Origin of the sequence: Mycobacterium sp. NS-7484, assembly GCF_001953975.1 — a bacterium.
Taxonomy (GTDB): domain Bacteria; phylum Actinomycetota; class Actinomycetes; order Mycobacteriales; family Mycobacteriaceae; genus Mycobacterium.
Genome location: NZ_MBEJ01000028.1, coordinates 139,468 through 155,823 on the forward strand (window position 1 = coordinate 139,468; position 16,356 = coordinate 155,823).

Sequence of the window (16,356 nt, forward strand, 5' to 3'; positions counted from 1 at the left end):
GCTCTTCTGTTTTCCGCGTCAGGATCGGGTTGCGCGGTACTCGGTGACGATCGGCTCGAGTTCGTCGGGGGTGGCTCCGTGCATGATGACGGCGTCGGCACCGTAGTCGAATTCTTTGCGGATGCGGTCGACACATTGCCGCGCCGATCCGGTGGCTGAGGGCTCCAGCCACTCATCGGGGATCAGGGTCGCGATGTGCTCGATCTGCTCGGCGCTGGCCTTGTGGTCGATGCCGCCGGGAATCGACGTCACCACCGGATCCTCCCGGAACCGCTGCAGCACAGCCGGATCCCAGTTGTTGGTGCGCACCATCAAGTCACCGTAACCCTGTAGGTAGGTGGCGAGCCGGGCCACGGTCTTCTTGAGCCGCAATTCCTCGGGCAGGTGGTCACCCACCGTGGCGAAGCAGGACCACACCCGCACGCTGTCGGGATCGCGTCCGGCCTGCTCGGCGGCGTCCTTGACGGTCTTGACGGCGCGCTGCAACGTCTCCGGGGTGAAATAGGTATGCAGGATGACGTCGTCGAACTCACGCCCACCCAGGGCCAGCGTCTGAGGCCCGAAGGCCACGATGGCCAGCCGGATGTCCTCGTCGAAGTCGGGGTCGAGGAACAGCACCTGGTATTTCCCGATCGGCCCGTCGTGGTTGAAGATCACCTCGCCGTGCCACAGCTTGCGCATGACCTGGGCAAAATCCTCCATCTGCGCGGTGGTCACCGCGGGCACACCGAACGCGTTGTACATCGCCGCGATGCCGCGGCCGATGCCCAAGGTGAAACGTCCACGCGACAACCGGTGCATGGTGGTGGCCCAGGATCCGGTGATTAGTGGATGGCGCGTGTTGTGATTCGTTGCGGCCGTGGCGATCTGCATGCGGTTCGTCACCGCGCAGGCGGCACCGACGAGCGAGGACGCCTCCTTGACGTTCCACCGCTCGGAGATGAACGCGGTGCCGAAGCCGAGTTCCTCACCGCGCCGGGCCTCGTCCATCAGGGTGGCCGGGCCCTCTCCCCCGGCGCCGGCCAGCAGGTAATAGCCCAATTCATCGAGTACCGGTTCGGTCATTTCGACTCCTCGCGCAAGCGCTCGTCGGTCATTTCGACTCCTCGCGCAAGCGCTCGTCGGTCATTTCGGCTCCTCGCGCAAGCGCTCGTCGGTCACGCCCAAACTCCTTGCTTATAACCACAATTCCACACCTCGGTAATCCGACCGCCGACCACCCGGAAGATCTCCATGCTGCTGATCGTCATGGCGTTGCCGTCGGGGAACGTCATCGGTGATTCGTAGACGATAGCCACGTGTTGGCCGTCGTCGCCGGCGATCACCAGCTTGAGGTCGAAACGAATGGTTTCGAACATCGCCCAGTGGTCGATGATGCGCTGCACGGCCTGCCGGTGGGTGAGAGTCTGCGCTTCACCGACGTCGTGGCGAATCACGGTGTCGCCCATCAGTTCTTCGGCCAGTACAAAGTCACGCTTGTTCCACACCACGAGGTTGTACAGCTCGACGACGTCGCGCGCGGTGCGGGCGGTCATACGAAGACCTCGAGGGCGTCGATCTCGTCGACACATGCCACCGCGCGGTCCACCAGGGTCAGGCACAACGCGCGGGACCGGTCCGGCATCGCCTCCCAACCGACCAGCGTGATGACCGGAAGCACCATTAGATACGCCACGGCGAAGCGGTAGTGCCGCCAGGCTTCGTCAAACCGGTAGTCCGTCACCCCGTGAGCCTGCAACCGGCCCAGGTACTCGCGCACCAGCGCTTGGTCATTGTCCCGCCGCACCTCGGTGGGCAGGCCCTGGCTCACCAGATAGCCGATGTCGGCCGCCCCCGCACCATGGCTGGTGAACTGAAAATCCACCACCTTCAAGCGATCTCCGTCGAAGAACATGTTGTCGGCGCGGATGTCGCCGTGGAGCAGCATCGTGCGTTCGGTGAAGGCCGCCAGCGCCTGCGGGGCCAGTTCGGCGAACCGCTCGGCGAAGCGGGCCACCGCGGCGGGTACTGGCTGCGACGAATGTTCGCGGTACACCTGCCAACCCATCCCGAAGACCGGCAGGAACAGGTCGCGGGCCATGGGCGTGTCCAGGCTGGGAAATTCGTCGACCACCACCGGGTCGGCCTCGGTGACCGACCACGCGTGCAGCCCGGCGAGCTCACCGATGGCGATACGGGCCCGGTCCAGCGACAGCCCGGCCAGGTGGTCCGCATTGACCCAGTCTTGAAGGTCTTCCATGACCAGCACGAAGTCGACGGAGCCCTCGTCCATGCGGGCGGTGTACACGTGCGGGGTGGCCATCGGTGCGTGGCCGGCCACCCGCTGATAGAACGCGAGTTCACGACGGTAGCCACCGAGCAGGTCCATGGCGCCGCGAGCTTCGGATTGCGCGGCAAGCTTGACGATCAGCGTGGCCGGGACGTCATTCCCGTCCAGGTGCAGGCGGTACAGCAGGGATGAAAACCCGCTGTCCATTGCGATCTGCTCGGCACGCAGCCCGGTCACGGTCGCCGAGTCAGGCAGGGCGGAATCGGCCCGCAGCACCTCGGTCAGCCAGTCGACGGTCACCTCGTCGATGCCGGTGGGTATCCGTGCGGGATCCGAGGCTTGGACGTAGGCCACCATCGCGCTCCCGGGTGAATTATTTGACACTGAACAAACAACATAATTGTTCAGTGTCTAATATGCAATGGTGCCTTCGCCTGAGCGCGGGTTGACCCAACCGCAACGAGTCGAGATGTCCAGTCAGCGGCTTCTGCAGGCCGCCGCTCAGCTCATCGTCGAAAAAGGCTGGGAAGCAACGACTGCCGCCGAGATCGGTCGCCGCGCCGGTTACAGCCGGGCGATGGTGCACGCCCGGTACGGGAGCAAGGACGCCATCCTGGAGGCGTTCCAGCAGACCTACGTGACGCGCCTGAATCCCGACCCCGAACCGGGCGATACCGGCCTGCAGCAGGTGCTCGCACATTTCGATCGGATCGAGGAGATCCACTCCCAGGACCCGGCACTCATGCGGGCCATGTTCGTCTCGGCATTCGAGGCGGTCAAGACCACCTCCCCGCTCCGCGACGCCGTTCGGACTCAATTGCGCGGCGCCGCGGGCAAAATCGACGCGGGATTGCGCACCGGCATCGAAGACGGATCGATCCGGCCCGACATCGACCTCGAGATCGCCCAGCAGGACATCACCGGCTCGGTGTTCGGCATCGCCTACCACTGGGTGGTGCTGCCCGAAGATCTCGATCTGCCGAACGAGCTGAACCGGGTTCGACGCCGGATCACGTCAACCTATGGAACGTAACGGCTCGAGAAATCGCATCGTGGCGTCCCACACTTGCCGCGAAAACAGATGCCCTACGTGACTACCGTCGTGCCAGTGCAGTTCACCACCCCACCGCTCGTGCAGGGCCACAGCTGAGGTCCGCATGGCCATCTGGTCGTGCCAGGCGCCCACGATGAGCCGACGGTCGGCCTGCGGCATGGTGGCGAGGGGATCGATCACCGAGGTCAGCGCCGCCACGACGTCGGACTGCAGTAGCGTGCCGGCCTCCCGTCCGGCGGTGCCCCAACGGCCCAGGTGCAGCCCGATCATCGCGTTGAGCCCGAGAATCGGCGTGTAGACCGCGACCGCCCCCACACGCGGTTCCAGGTGTGAAACCAGTGCGGCCACAGCACTTCCCAGCGACAGACCGGCGACCATGATCGACGACCCCTGCGGTTCCAACCAGCCGATCAGTGCCCGCACTTCCGAGACGGCCCGCATCATGCCGGCCACGTTGGCCAGCGGATCGCGGGCGGGATACTCCGGCCAGGACCGGCGACGCGGCCCGTGGCCGGGCTGCACCGGCAGCGCCACGTTGAATCCGAGTTCGTCCAGCTGGCGCACCCGGGCTACGAGCAGATCCATCGAATCGCCCTGTCCCGCGCCGTGCACCCAGATCACCCAGGGCCGGGTGACCTCACCACGGCGATACAGCCGCACCCTGCCGGTCGCTGCACCGCCGTGTCCATCGGCCAGCACAGAAGCCGGAAGTGCGGGCTCATGGTCGAAGATCAGCTCGTCGAACATCAAGGCACCGAAGCGGCGCGGCCGAATGTATTTGACCTCCAACGCCTCAGGACACGCGTGGGCGCCATCGATACCCAGCGTGGCCAGTTCGTTGGCGGCGCGCCGATAGTCATCCAGCGGCCGCGGCAATTGTGGCGGAGGGCCGGTCAGCGTCATACCGGTGACCACGAGTTCGTCGAGGGTCACTTCACCGAGCTGACGCAGACCGGTCAGCGACAATGCGCGCCAGTCGCCGGCACTGGCCAAGGCGCTGACCGAGCGCGGCAGCACCCCACCGAGTTCCCAGGCGATCCTGGCGGCCCTAGGCAACGACGAAGCCCGTGTAGCCGGCGGCGGCAATCTCGTCACACCGGCGACGGTACTCGGGGATGCCCGCGGTGTAGCCCAGGTACATCCGCTTCTTGCCGGGCACATTGCCGCCGTTGTACCAGGAGTTGCAGCTGGGGTGCACCAGCACCGTCGGTGCGACCAGAGCCGTGGTGTGCTCGACCCATTCGGCCTGCGCCTGCGGTGTCGCCTCGATCGTGCGATACCCGCCGTCGGTGAGGTAGGCGATGCAGTCCGCGATCCACTCCACGTGTTGTTCCAGGGCCGCCACGAAGTTGGTTGCCGCCGAGGGACTTCCCGGTCCCTGGATGGTGAACAGGTTGGGGAATCCCGCCACGGCCAGCCCCAGATAGGAGAGCGCACCCTCCTTGGACCAGTACTCCCCCAGCACCAACCCGTCACGCCCACGCACATCGATCCGGCTCAGCGCTCCGGTCATGGCGTCGAACCCGGTGGCATACACGATCACATCGAGGTCGAAATCGCCCTGTTCAGTGGAGATTCCACTGGTGGTCACCTCGCGGATACCACCCTTGCGCAGATCGACCAGGGCGACGTTGTCCCGGTTGTATGTCTCGTAGTAACCCTGGTCGATGATCGGGCGCTTGCACGCGAACGGATGGCTGGGCGTCAGGGACGCCGCGGTGTCCGGATCGTCGACGATGCGGGCTACCGCCTGCCCGTACAACTCCGTGGCCATCCAGTTGGCGTCGATGTCGAAGAACACGTCGCCCCAGTTGAGCGCACCCATCACGCCGTGTTCGGCGACCGCGCGCTGTTTCTCCTCGGGCGTAGCGGATTTCACCGGCGGACGCACCAACATGTCCAGCAGCACCGAGAAGGCGCTGAGTCGTGCCGCCCCTACCGGATGCTCACGCTGCGCGGCACGGATCTGTGCGTAATCGGCCTTCAGCGCGTCGAGTTCACCGGGCTCGAACGGACGCACCTGCCACGGCAGGGTGAACGCCGGCGAGCGTTGGAAGACCGTCAATTCCGCCGCTTCGCGGGCAACGACGGGGATCAACTGGACACCGGTGGAGCCGGTGCCGATCACCCCGACCCGCTTGCCTGTCAAATCGACGCCGTCGCGAGGCCAGCGGCTGGTGTACAGCGAGGTTCCGCCGAACCGGTTCATCCCGGGGATGTCGGGTTCCAGTGGCACGGACAGGATTCCGGTGGCCGCCACCACGAACCGGGTGTGCAGTGTCTGACCGGCCGCCGTCGACACCGCCCACTGCGCGCGGCCATCGTCGAAGGCCATCGCGACGACCTCGGTGCCGAACTCGATGTCGCGGCGCAGGTCGAGTCGATCGGCGACGAAGTTGAGGTAGGCCTCGATCTCGGGTTGGGCCGGCATGGTCTCGGTCCAGACCCACTCCTGCTGGATCTCGTCGCTGAAGCTGTAGGAGTATTCGATGCTCTCGATGTCGCAGCGCGCGCCCGGGTATCTGTTGACCAGCCAGGTACCGCCGACGGCGTCGGCCTTCTCCAGCACCCGCACCCGTAGGCCGAGTTCACGTAGCCGGTGTAATGCGTACAGGCCGGAGAATCCGGCGCCGACGACTACGACGTCAAAGTCGACGTCGGAGTCGTGGGCGCTCATAGATCGATGACCTTCTCGTCGCGACTCTTGCGCTCGACATAGAACTCGGCCGCACGCGCGATGAACTCGGCAGTCGGCTCCGGCTTCCAGCCCAGGTCGCGGGTCGCCTTGCCGTGGTCGGCCGGCGACGTCAGCCATATCAGCCGCACCGCGGTGAGATTCATCGGAAAATCGGTGCCGAACAACCGGTTCGACAGGCCGGCCAACCAGCCCAGCGCATACATCGGCGCCATCGGAATCCCGAACTTCGGCGGCCGTGCGCCCACGGCCCGTGCCGCGGTGGTGAACATCTCCCGCTGGGACATGTAGCCCTCGGACACGATGTACCGTTCACCGATCCGCCCGTGCTCGGCGGCCCGGATGAGCGCATCGGCGGCATCATCGATGCCGACCACCTCGGAGCCGACACCCCGGATGTACACCGGCATCTTGCCGAAGGCGGCCATGGCCACCAGCGCCCCCTGTCTGGGCTGCCAGTCGGGCGGACCGTAGGGGTTGGACACACACATCGCCACTGCCGGCAGCCCGCGCTCACGGGCATAGGACAGCACGAGGTCCTCGGCTTGGCGGCGGGATTCGATGTAGGGCCCGCCTTTACCGGCCCAGTTGAACGGGGTGTCCTCGTCGACGATGGCGCCGTCGTTCCCGATCGCGATGGTTCCGATGGTGCTGAGAAACACGAAGCGCTGCAGGTCCGCGTCCACCGCGACATCAAGGACGTTACGCAGACCCTCGACGTTGGTCGAGAACAGCGGCGCCGGGTCGGCCAGATGGGCCCGGGTGTCGACGACGCAATAGAAGACCACGTCGCGGTCCGCCATGGCCGCGGCCACCGCTTCGGTGTCGAAGATATCGCCGTAGCAGCGTTCCAGCTCGAGACCGTCGATGCCCTTGGTCGAGCTACTGCGACGCAGCAGGACCCGCACATCGTCGCCACGCTCGACGAGTTGGCGGGTCACGCAGGCACCCACATTTCCGCTGGCACCCATGACGAGCACTTTCCGCCGGCGATCCATCGCAACTCCATCCCGTCTGACGATCGGCTATGAATGTTACGGTAATGCTTTCAGTATGGTGCCGGAACCGGGAGATCGATGAAGTACACCCTGGAGTATTCCAGCGAACTACCCACTGCACCTGACGATTTCCTGCGGCCGGAGGTGATCCGGGCAGTTGCCACCGGCGCCGAAGCCGCGGGATTCTCGGCGGTGGCCCTGAGCGAACACCCCGCTCCGTCGGTCAAGTGGCGCAGCAACGGCGGCCACAACACACTCGATCCGATCGCCGCGCTGAGCTTCATGGCGGCGGCCACCTCGCAGATCCGGTTGATGACCAACCTGTATGTACTGCCGTTCCGTAATCCGTACCTGTCAGCCAAGGCGCTGGGCAGTCTGGACCTCGTCTCCGGCGGCCGGTTGATCGCCGGTGTCGGCGCGGGCTATCTGAGATCCGAGTTCGCCGCCGTCGGGGTGAGTCTGGACCGTCGCGCCGAGTTGCTCGACGAGGCGCTGGCCGCGTTACGCGCCATTTGGACCACCCCCGAAATACCGGTCACCGGTGCAGATTTCGCCGCGGTCGGTGAGCTCTGGCTCCAACGCCCGACGCAGCGGCCACATCCACCGATCTGGATCGGCGGAAACGGTAATGCGGCGATCCGACGGGTGGTCGAGCACGGTGATGGATGGATGCCGATCATCGCGGCCAAAGGGATGGCCTCGACGATGCGCACCACGGCCATCGAGAACTCCGACCAGTTCGCCTCCGCGGTACGCCATCTTCACGAACGGCTCGCCGACGCCGGCCGCGATCCGCGCTCGGTCGATATCCAGGTGGTCTGCCCACCCGTCGACCTGGACGACGACGCGTCGCTGCGCCACGCCCGGCAGACGTTGGCCGACCTCGCGGGCCACGGTGCCACCTGGGCGGTTGTGCACGTCGACGGCAGCAGCCCGGAAGCCGCACTCGACTACATCACGACCTTCGGTGAGGTGATGGGTTTCAGTGCCGGATCGGACGCCTCGAGCTCACGGATCAAGCCGTCTTGAACTTCAACAGTGTCCGGGTCAGGTGCAGGCTGGTGATCTGCCAACTGCCACCGCGCTTTTCGTAGGTCTCGTGGTAGTGGCCGGCGCCGTGCAATTCGTTACCATCGGCGAAGAACAACATGTCCTCCATGGCCCAGATGCCCGTCGCCGTGGTGTCCGAGGTCAAGGTGATCTCCGGGGTGTGGCAGTGGTGCACCGTTGCCGCGTGCTCGACCCCACCCCAGACCACTGGGAAGAACTCGTCGAAACCGTTCAGTGGCGGGGCGGTCTGCGGATCGGCACCGCCGGTCGACACCGCCATGTCCAGCGTGACCACGACATCCTCGGCGAACAGGGCACGCCAGGCGTCAATGTCCTTGGTGTCCAGAAACCGGCAGTAGCGGGCCTTGAGCTGCTTGATCGCCTCGATGTCGTCGGACATGTATTCCTCCTCGAATCCGGCGGCCGCGCACGCTGCCGCTTCCCTGTGCAGTAACCACTACTGTAATGTCTTCCGTAACGTTGACGCGAGCGGGGGAAGAGGAGGCATCGGCCGTGAAAGTGCCGTTCACCTGGAAAGTCACTGGCTGGTTCATGATCGGCTGGTCAGCCGATCATGAGGTCGGTGACGTCAAAGCGCTGAAGTACTTCGGCGAGGACCTCGCCGCCTACCGCGACGAGGCCGGCGAACTCCACGTGCTGGAGGCCCACTGCAAGCATCTGGGCGCTCACATCGGCCACGGCGGCAAGGTGGTCGGCGATTGCGTCGAGTGCCCGTTCCACGGCTGGCGCTGGGGGCCCGAGGGCAACAACACCTACATTCCCTACCAACCGGACAAGCCAAACCGTGGCCTGCGACTGCGGTCCTACCCGGTCAAGGAACAGTACGGCTGCATCTTCATGTGGTATCAGCCCGAGGGCAAGCCGCCACAGTGGGAGCTGCCCGACATCTTCCACAAGTTCCCGCAGTTCGAGACCGATCCGGATGCGTATTACCGGCCGTATCCGGAGTTCTCCAGCCGGGCCGACGCCATCCCGGTGCACCCGCAGATCGTGGCCGAAAACGGCCCGGACAGTTCGCATTTCCGCTATGTACATGGCGCCACGGTGACACCGGTGTGCCTGCACTGGGAACACGTCGACGAAGAATGGCGGTTTTTGACCGGATGGCCCGACGCCCGCAGTGACGACCCGGACAAGATGGCGCTGCGCATCCACAGCCACTTCTCCGGGCTCGGGTTCGCCATGAGCGCGTTCGAGGGTTCGTCCAACCACCGGTTGATCTTCGCCTGCACCCCGGTCGATGACGAGGTCTCGGACATGTTCTATTCGATCTGGTGGCCGAAACTTCCGGGTGAGACCTCCGACATCCCACCCGAGCAGGTGCGCAAGCAGGTCGAGAAACAGTTCCTGAAAACGGTCTGGGAGGACTGCGACATCTGGCGTTATCAGAAGTACGTGGAGCATCCGCCGCTGGCCAAGATCGATGCGAAACCGTATATGGCGATGCGTAAGTGGGCCACCCAGTTCTACGAGGTGCCCGCCGACGACCCCGTCGTCCACGCATGAAACCCGAGCTGGAGGACCTCGTCGCGCCCGGGCACACCGCGATCGTCACCCAGGAATGCCAAGGCGCGGTCGTCGGCCCCGACGCCGGTCTGGCCGCCCTGGCCGATGAGGCCCGCCGGCAGGCATTACCCAACATCGGCCGGCTGCTTCCGGTGGCACGCGCGGCGTCGGTGAACGTGGTGCACTGCCTGGTGCAGCGTCGTCCCGACGGGCTCGGCTCCAACCACAACGCCAAGATCTTCGCGATCGGCCGCAGCGATGTCGGCATCACGCCCGGCAGCCCCGGTGCCTCCCTGCTACCCGAATTCGGCCCGGAGCCAGACGATCTGGTGCTGTCCCGCTGGCACGGGCTGGGGCCCATGGGCGGCACCGACCTCGATGCGATCCTGCGCAACCTCGGGGTGAGCACCATCGTGGCGGTGGGTGTCTCAGTGAACATCGCGATCACCAACTTGGTGATGGACGCGGTCAACGCCGGATACCGTGTGGTGCTACCGCGTGACGCCGTGGCCGGAATCCCGACGGCCTATGCCGACGCGGTCATCGACAACACGCTGTCCCTACTGGCCACCGTCACCACCACCGACCACTTGCTGCGCGCCTGGCAGCGCTGAGACCCCCACTCCAGAGGAGAAACCCCCGTGCAGTTCACCGTCCCGGCCGTCGTCGAAGCCGTTGCCGCCACCATCGGCGACCGTCCGCTGATCGTCCAGGGCGAGCGTCGACTCACCTACCGTCAGGTGCTGGACCGATCGAATCGCCTGGCGGCATACCTGCATTCACGCGGCCTGGGCGTGCAGACCGAACGAGGCGACTTGGCCGGGCACGAAGTAGGGCAGGACCTGCTGGGCATCTACGCCCACAACGGGCCGGAATACGTGGAGTCGATGCTCGGCGCCTTCCGGGCCAGGGTGGCCCCGTTCAACGTGAACTACCGCTACGTGAAGAACGAACTGCAGTACCTGCTCGACGATTCCGGGGCGAGCGCACTGGTCTACCACGCCACCTTCGCCCCGCGCGTGGCAGAGATCCGTTCCGAACTGCCCCAGCTTCGCGTATTGATCCAGATCGCCGACGATTCCGGCAACGAACTGCTCGACGGCGCGGTGGACTACGAGTCCATCGTGGCCGATACCTCGACGCCGGCGGTGGCCCCAGTCGAACCCAGTCCGGACGACCTTTACGTGCTCTACACCGGCGGCACGACCGGCATGCCGAAAGGCGTGTTGTGGCGTCAGCACGACATCTTCATGACCGCCTTCGGTGGCCGCAACATGATGACCGGCGCCAAGGCCGAATCGACCGAGGAGATCGCCACCCGCGCGGGCGAGAATCCCGGGACGAAGCTGATGATCCTGCCTCCGCTGATCCACGGCGCGGCCCAGTGGGCCGCCATGACGGCCATCACGACGGGTCAGACGCTCGTATTCCCCAGTGTGGTGGACCGATTCGACGCCGAGGACGTGGTGCGCACCATCGAGCGCGAGCAGGTTCTGGTGGCGACGGTCGTTGGTGACGCGATGGCGCGACCGTTGGTCGCCGCCATCGAAGGCGGTGTCGCCGATGTCTCCTCGCTCGCGGTCGTCGCCAACGGCGGTGCCCAACTCACGCCCTACGTCAAGCAGCAGTTGATCGATTCGAAGCCCAACCTGATGGTCGTCGACGGCGTCGGCTCATCGGAGACCGGCGCACAGATGAGCCATATGTCGGCACCGGGCGCCGTCTCGACCGGAACGTTCAATGCCGGGCCCGATACCTGTGTGGTCACCGAGGATTTCACCGCGGTGCTGGCTCCCGGCCACGACGGGTTGGGTTGGCTGGCCCAGCGCGGCTACGTGCCACTGGGTTACAAGGGCGACGCCGCCAAGACTGCGGCGACGTTCCCGGTGATCGACGGCGTACGCTATGCGACTCCGGGCGACCGGGCCCGCCACCTGGACAGCGGCGCGATCGAACTACTCGGCCGGGACTCGGTGACCATCAACTCCGGTGGCGAGAAGATCTTCGCCGAAGAGGTCGAGTCGGCGATCGCTTCCCACCCCGCGGTCAGCGACGTGGTGGTGGCCGGCCGTCCCAGTGAACGCTGGGGGCAGGAGGTGGTGGCGGTCGTGTCGCTCGTCGACGGGACCGCTGCCGACGCCGACGAGCTGATCCGGCACGCCGAGTCCTCGATCGCCCGCTACAAGCTCCCCAAGGCTGTGGTGTTCCGGCCGCGGATCGAACGCAGCCCGGCCGGTAAGGCCGACTACCGCTGGGCCCGCGAGCAGGCGGTCAGCGAAACTTCTTGAGCCGCGCGGCAGTCCGGTTGCGGGCTCGGCGCAGGCTGAGATCAGCGCTGACCCGCATCGAACCGGTGAACGGCCACGCCGCCCGCCCGGTGATGCTGAACGGCAGGTCGCTGCCGACCACCGTGCGGTAGTGGCTGAACGCGTCGAAACCGGCCTTCCCGTGGTAAGCACCTGTGCCGCTGCGTCCCACGCCACCGAACGGGGCGCTCGCCGGGATCATATGTGCAGCAAAGTCATTGCGGGCGACTCCGCCACTGCGGGTGTGGCTGACGAAGCGCCGGAAGTCGGCGTCGTCCGGGCCGAACCAGTACGCCACCAACGGCGACGGGTTGGCGTTGATGTGGTCGACAGCCTCATCGAGGTGGGAGTAACCGCGCACCGCGAGCACCGGCCCGAACACCTCTTCGGTGGCGAGCTTCATCCGGTCGTCGACGTCGCGCACGATGGTCGGGGCGATCTTGCGCGACGCCGGATCCGGAAGCACCTCCCCTGCCGGGATGACGGCATCGACCCGGGCACCGTGGGCACGGGCGTCGGCGATGAGGTCCACCACACGGTCGAAGTTGGACTGGTTCACCGAGGAGCAGTAGTCGGGATTGCCGACGATGCTCGGGAACATGGCGGCCAGCGTCTTACGCGCCTCTGCGACAAACCGGTCCACCTGTCCCTCGGGTACGAACACATAGTCCGGGCATACACACACCTGACCACCGTTGACCATGCGGCCCTGGGCAATTCGGCTCGCCGCCCGTTCGATGTCGGCACCAGGTGCCACGACAACCGGGTTCTTGCCACCCAGTTCCAGCGTCACCGGAACCAGGTGGTCGGCAGCCGCGCGGGCCACCAGCGCGCCGATCGACGGCGAGCCCGTGAAGAACAGGTGGTCGAACGGCAGGCCGGCGAATTCGGCGGCCACCTCCGGTCCGCCGGTCACCACCTGCAATTCGGTCGCATCGAAATATCGTGGCGCGGTCTCGGCCATCAACTCCGCGGTGCGCCCGGTGACCTCCGACATCTTGATCATCACCCGGTTGCCGGCGGCGAACGCCGCGGCTGCGGGCAGCACCGTCAACTGGATCGGGAAGTTCCACGGGCCGATCACCCCGATCACCCCGAGCGGGCTGGGCAGCACCTCGGCCCGCAACCCGGCGAACCGGGCGGCGCGCATCAGCTTGGTGGCGCGCATCCATTGGGGCACATGGGCCCTGGTGTGTTCGATGACCGACAACATGCCCAGGATCTCGGCGAAGAATGCCGCCGACCGCGACCGCGATCCGTAGTCGGCCGCGGTGGCCGCCACGAAGTCCTCGGAGTTGTCCAGCACCATCGCGAGCAACCGGTCGATGCGGTTGCGACGCAACCCGACATCGGGCGGACCGTCGGCGATGAATGAACGACGCTGGGCAGCCAGCAGCTCATCCAGCCCGTCACGCTGCGGTTGCACCGCTGCCCGCTCGTCGATCGCACTCATCGATTCCGTCCCTTCGCCAGGCACGCTTCTGCGTACCGAAGGCCCCTCCGGTAAGGCTAACGGTAGCACTCGCCAAGCCGGTCCGAGTCGATTGTCCGGTCGGCCTGAATTGTTTACAGTCATCCTTACTGTCGTTAATTCGGTGAGAGGTCTGTGCATGTCGGAAACCGCCCGCAGAATCGTCGTCGTCGGAGCCGGCTCCGGCATCGGAGCGGCCACGGCGGCGTACTTCCACGACCGCGGGGACCATGTTCTCGCTGTCGATCTGCGTCCGGGCGACACCCCGGCCTCCGAGCATGCGGTCTGCGACCTGCGCGACGCCGCCGACATCGCCCGACTGCTGGGCGAAATCGGCGAGGGGTGGGATGCGTTGGCACATGTCGCGGGAGTGCCGGGCACCGCGCCGGCCGCCGACGTCCTCAATGTCAATTACCTCGGGATGCGGCTGATGACCGAGGGCATGCTGCCACTGCTACGCGAGGGCGGCTCGATCGTCACAGTGGCGTCCACCGCCGCCCTGGGCTGGCAGCAACGGATCGACATCCTCGACGGACTGCTCGCGCTCACCGACGGGGATGCGGTGGCGGAGTGGCAGACCGGACAGGATCCGGACTTCCCGGTGTACACCACCTCCAAGCAGGCCGCGATCCTGTTCGCCAAACGCGTCTCCGGGCCGGCTTGGACCAAATACGGGGTGCGGGTCAACACCGTCAGCCCGGGGCCGGTCGAAACGCCGATCCTGACCGACTTCGAGCAGACCATGGGCAAGGACGTGCTGGATCTGGTGCGTGCGACGGTGGGCCGGCACGCCACCGTCGACGACGTTGTTCCGCTGATCGCCTTCCTGACCTCACCGGCGGCACGCTGGATCAACGGGCAGGACATCCAGGTCGACGGCGGGTTCATCGCCGCGATGAGCAATGGGGCACCGATCCCGCTGTGATCTCTGCCGGACCTCGCGAATTTAGTTACTGTAATATTTACAGTAATATGCATCAGTGTGAGCGTGCCGTTGCGAATGGTGGGGTGAGCCGTGGATAGCCAGGTACGAGACTTCGCGTCTGAGGGAACCGTCGACGCGCCGATCGTGGACACCGCCACCCTGCTGCGCGACCCGTACCCGATCTTCGCGCGGCACCGAGCCGAGCACGGCGTGTTCCGTGGCTCGGTGATGGATTGGTCGAAGACTCCGGAATCCCTACTGCCAGAACACCAATACGCAGCGGTGTCCTTCGACGCGGTCAACACCGTGTTCCGGGACGGCAAGTCGTTCAACTCGAAGATCTATGACAGCACCATCGGGTTGTTCATAGGTCCCACCATCTTGGCGATGGAGGGCAAGACCCATCGGGATCATCGCAACCTGGTGTCGGCCGCATTCAAGTCACGCTCGCTGCAGCGCTGGGAGCCCGAGATCGTCCGACCGATCTGCGAGGCGCTCGTCGACGAGTTCATCGAGACCGGTACGGCAGACCTGGTGCGCGACTTCACCTTCGAGTTCCCCACCCGCGTCATCTCCAAGCTGCTGGGACTCCCCGAGGAAGACCTGCCGTGGTTCCGCCAACGGGCCGTCGAACTGATCAGTTACACCGTCAAGTACAAGCGCGCATTCGAAGCTTCGGCGGCGCTCAAGGATTATTTCCTGGCCCAGATCGACCTGCGCCGGTCCAAGCCCACCGAGGACATCATCGGTGACCTGGTCACCGCCGAGATCGACGGCGAGAAGCTGACCGACGAGGCCATCTATTCGTTTTTGCGGTTGCTCCTGCCGGCCGGGCTGGAGACCACCTACCGGTCCTCGGGCAACCTGATCTATCTGCTGCTCACCCACCCCGACCAGTTCGCCGCAGTGCAGTCCGACCACGAGTTGATCGGCCAGGCCATCGAGGAGGGGCTGCGCTACGAAACCCCGCTGACCACCGTGCAACGCTCGACCACCCAGGACACCGAACTCGACGGAATGGCGCTGCCGGCCGGTGCGGTGATCGACGTGTGCATCGGGTCTGCCAATCGTGACGAGACCCGCTGGGAGCGACCCGAAGAGTTCGACATCTTCCGGAAACGGGTGCCGCACATCACCTTCGCCGCGGGCGAGCACACCTGCATGGGCTTGCACCTGGCCCGGATGGAAACCCGCGTGGCGATGGAAAGCCTGCTTTCGCGAGTGCACAACCTCCAACTCGTCACCGACGACGATCCACACATCTTCGGTCAGCCGTTCCGCTCCCCGACCGCCATCCCCGTCACCTTCGAGCCGGCCCGTTGAGGATGCCGCGATGGTGAGGGCTGCCGGCGGACGGCGACGCCGCGAACGCGGATCGATCAGTGTCGACGAAATCCTTCGCGGCGCTTTCGAAATGGCCGCCGAGGTGTCAATCGACAACCTCAGCATGCCGCAACTGGCCCGCCATCTCGACGTCGGCGTCACGAGCATCTACTGGTACTTCCGCCGCAAGGACGAGCTACTCGATGCGATGACCGAGCGCGTGCTGCTCGATTACGACCTCAGTGTGTTGTCCATCGAAGCCGATACCTGGCGAGAATCCCTACGCGCCCATGCCCACCGGATGCGCGACATGTTCAAAAGCAATCCGATCGTGTGCGATCTTCTGCTGATCCGCGGCACCCGGGGCATCCCGGCGGCGCGCACCGCGCTGGAGAAGATCGAGCATCCGGTGGCGGCACTGGTGGCGGCCGGGCTCACCGCCAAGCAGGCGTTCGACACCTACACCGCCATTGCGGTGCTGGTGCGTAGCTCGGCGGTGCTGCAGCGGCTGCAGAGCCGATCAGCCGATGTGCATTTTCCCCGCGAATACTGGGAACAGGTGATCGACCCCGACGAGATGCCGCTGATCGCTTCGATTCCCGGGCGGGGCTACCGGATCGGCATGGCCGACGACATCAACTTCGACCACATCCTCGACAGTATCCTCGACCGCGCGGCCGCCTGCGCCACCTAACGTCCTCCCGCGAGCAGGCACCTTGCGTTCTTCCGCGAACAGCC

16 protein-coding genes are annotated in these 16,356 nt (G+C 65.7%); 8 read left to right on the top strand and 8 right to left on the bottom strand.

Features of this window, described 5'->3' with window-relative positions:
• Positions 1 to 18: 18 nt before the first annotated feature.
• The 3 genes from A5733_RS06720 to A5733_RS06730 form a co-directional block, all read right to left on the bottom strand.
• Positions 19 to 1,065 carry a TIGR03857 family LLM class F420-dependent oxidoreductase gene (locus A5733_RS06720; RefSeq protein WP_067768617.1) on the bottom strand — a complete coding sequence of 349 codons (1,047 nt, stop codon included), beginning with the start codon at positions 1,063 to 1,065 and terminating at the stop codon, positions 19 to 21.
• A 92-nt stretch (positions 1,066 to 1,157) separates the two neighbouring features.
• Positions 1,158 to 1,535: a nuclear transport factor 2 family protein gene (locus A5733_RS06725; RefSeq protein WP_076239549.1), complete on the bottom strand. Its 378-nt coding sequence runs from the start codon at positions 1,533 to 1,535 to the stop codon at positions 1,158 to 1,160.
• Positions 1,532 to 2,626 (bottom strand): phosphotransferase, encoded by a 1,095-nt coding sequence (locus tag A5733_RS06730; protein WP_076239550.1) that lies wholly within the window; start codon positions 2,624 to 2,626, stop codon positions 1,532 to 1,534. The genes A5733_RS06725 and A5733_RS06730 overlap by 4 nt, the downstream gene beginning before the upstream one ends.
• Positions 2,627 to 2,738: 112 nt before the next feature.
• On the opposite strand from A5733_RS06730, the gene A5733_RS06735 reads away from it, so the two are divergent.
• Entirely contained in the window at positions 2,739 to 3,302 is a 564-nt protein-coding gene (locus A5733_RS06735; RefSeq protein ID WP_233152640.1) for a TetR/AcrR family transcriptional regulator, read from the top strand.
• Here A5733_RS06735 and A5733_RS06740 read toward each other — a convergent pair.
• The 3 genes from A5733_RS06740 to A5733_RS06750 are packed head-to-tail and all read right to left on the bottom strand — an operon-like array spanning position 3,285 to position 7,016.
• A complete protein-coding gene (locus tag A5733_RS06740) occupies positions 3,285 to 4,379 on the bottom strand; it encodes a PHB depolymerase family esterase (protein WP_076239552.1) in 1,095 nt (364 codons plus the stop codon). The genes A5733_RS06735 and A5733_RS06740 overlap by 18 nt on opposite strands.
• A complete protein-coding gene (locus A5733_RS06745; RefSeq protein ID WP_076239553.1) occupies positions 4,372 to 6,000 on the bottom strand; it encodes an NAD(P)/FAD-dependent oxidoreductase in 1,629 nt (542 codons plus the stop codon). The genes A5733_RS06740 and A5733_RS06745 overlap by 8 nt, the downstream gene beginning before the upstream one ends.
• Positions 5,997 to 7,016, bottom strand: coding sequence for an NAD-dependent epimerase/dehydratase family protein (locus A5733_RS06750; RefSeq protein WP_076239554.1), 1,020 nt, complete (start codon positions 7,014 to 7,016; stop codon positions 5,997 to 5,999). Before A5733_RS06750 ends, A5733_RS06745 begins: the two co-directional genes overlap by 4 nt.
• A 78-nt stretch (positions 7,017 to 7,094) precedes the next feature.
• Here A5733_RS06750 and A5733_RS06755 point away from each other — a divergent pair, with 78 nt between their 5' ends.
• Complete coding sequence (locus A5733_RS06755; protein WP_076239555.1) at positions 7,095 to 8,045, top strand: TIGR03619 family F420-dependent LLM class oxidoreductase; 951 nt, start codon at positions 7,095 to 7,097, stop codon at positions 8,043 to 8,045.
• On the opposite strand, the gene A5733_RS06760 is transcribed toward A5733_RS06755, so the two are convergent.
• Complete coding sequence (locus A5733_RS06760) at positions 8,032 to 8,466, bottom strand: nuclear transport factor 2 family protein (RefSeq protein WP_076239556.1); 435 nt, start codon at positions 8,464 to 8,466, stop codon at positions 8,032 to 8,034. The genes A5733_RS06755 and A5733_RS06760 overlap by 14 nt on opposite strands.
• A 113-nt stretch (positions 8,467 to 8,579) precedes the next feature.
• Between A5733_RS06760 and A5733_RS06765 the strand changes: the two genes are divergently transcribed.
• Genes A5733_RS06765 through A5733_RS06775 form a run of 3 tightly spaced genes read left to right on the top strand, consistent with a single transcriptional unit; the run spans position 8,580 to position 11,881 of the window.
• A complete protein-coding gene (locus tag A5733_RS06765) occupies positions 8,580 to 9,593 on the top strand; it encodes a Rieske 2Fe-2S domain-containing protein (RefSeq protein ID WP_076239557.1) in 1,014 nt (337 codons plus the stop codon).
• Positions 9,590 to 10,207: a cysteine hydrolase gene (locus tag A5733_RS06770; protein ID WP_076239558.1), complete on the top strand. Its 618-nt coding sequence runs from the start codon at positions 9,590 to 9,592 to the stop codon at positions 10,205 to 10,207. Before A5733_RS06765 ends, A5733_RS06770 begins: the two co-directional genes overlap by 4 nt.
• A 27-nt stretch (positions 10,208 to 10,234) precedes the next feature.
• A complete protein-coding gene (locus A5733_RS06775) occupies positions 10,235 to 11,881 on the top strand; it encodes an acyl-CoA synthetase (RefSeq protein ID WP_076239559.1) in 1,647 nt (548 codons plus the stop codon).
• Here A5733_RS06775 and A5733_RS06780 read toward each other — a convergent pair.
• Complete coding sequence (locus A5733_RS06780) at positions 11,865 to 13,352, bottom strand: aldehyde dehydrogenase family protein (RefSeq protein ID WP_076239560.1); 1,488 nt, start codon at positions 13,350 to 13,352, stop codon at positions 11,865 to 11,867. The genes A5733_RS06775 and A5733_RS06780 overlap by 17 nt on opposite strands.
• 157 nt (positions 13,353 to 13,509) lie before the next feature.
• On the opposite strand from A5733_RS06780, the gene A5733_RS06785 reads away from it, so the two are divergent.
• The 3 genes from A5733_RS06785 to A5733_RS06795 all read left to right on the top strand — a co-directional run bounded on the left by A5733_RS06785 (position 13,510) and on the right by A5733_RS06795 (position 16,312).
• A complete protein-coding gene (locus tag A5733_RS06785; protein WP_076239561.1) occupies positions 13,510 to 14,295 on the top strand; it encodes an SDR family oxidoreductase in 786 nt (261 codons plus the stop codon).
• A gap of 90 nt (positions 14,296 to 14,385) precedes the next feature.
• Positions 14,386 to 15,618: a cytochrome P450 gene (locus A5733_RS06790; RefSeq protein WP_076239562.1), complete on the top strand. Its 1,233-nt coding sequence runs from the start codon at positions 14,386 to 14,388 to the stop codon at positions 15,616 to 15,618.
• Positions 15,619 to 15,628: 10 nt separating this feature from the next.
• Positions 15,629 to 16,312, top strand: coding sequence for a TetR/AcrR family transcriptional regulator (locus A5733_RS06795; protein WP_076239563.1), 684 nt, complete (start codon positions 15,629 to 15,631; stop codon positions 16,310 to 16,312).
• The last annotated feature ends 44 nt before the right edge of the window (positions 16,313 to 16,356 follow it).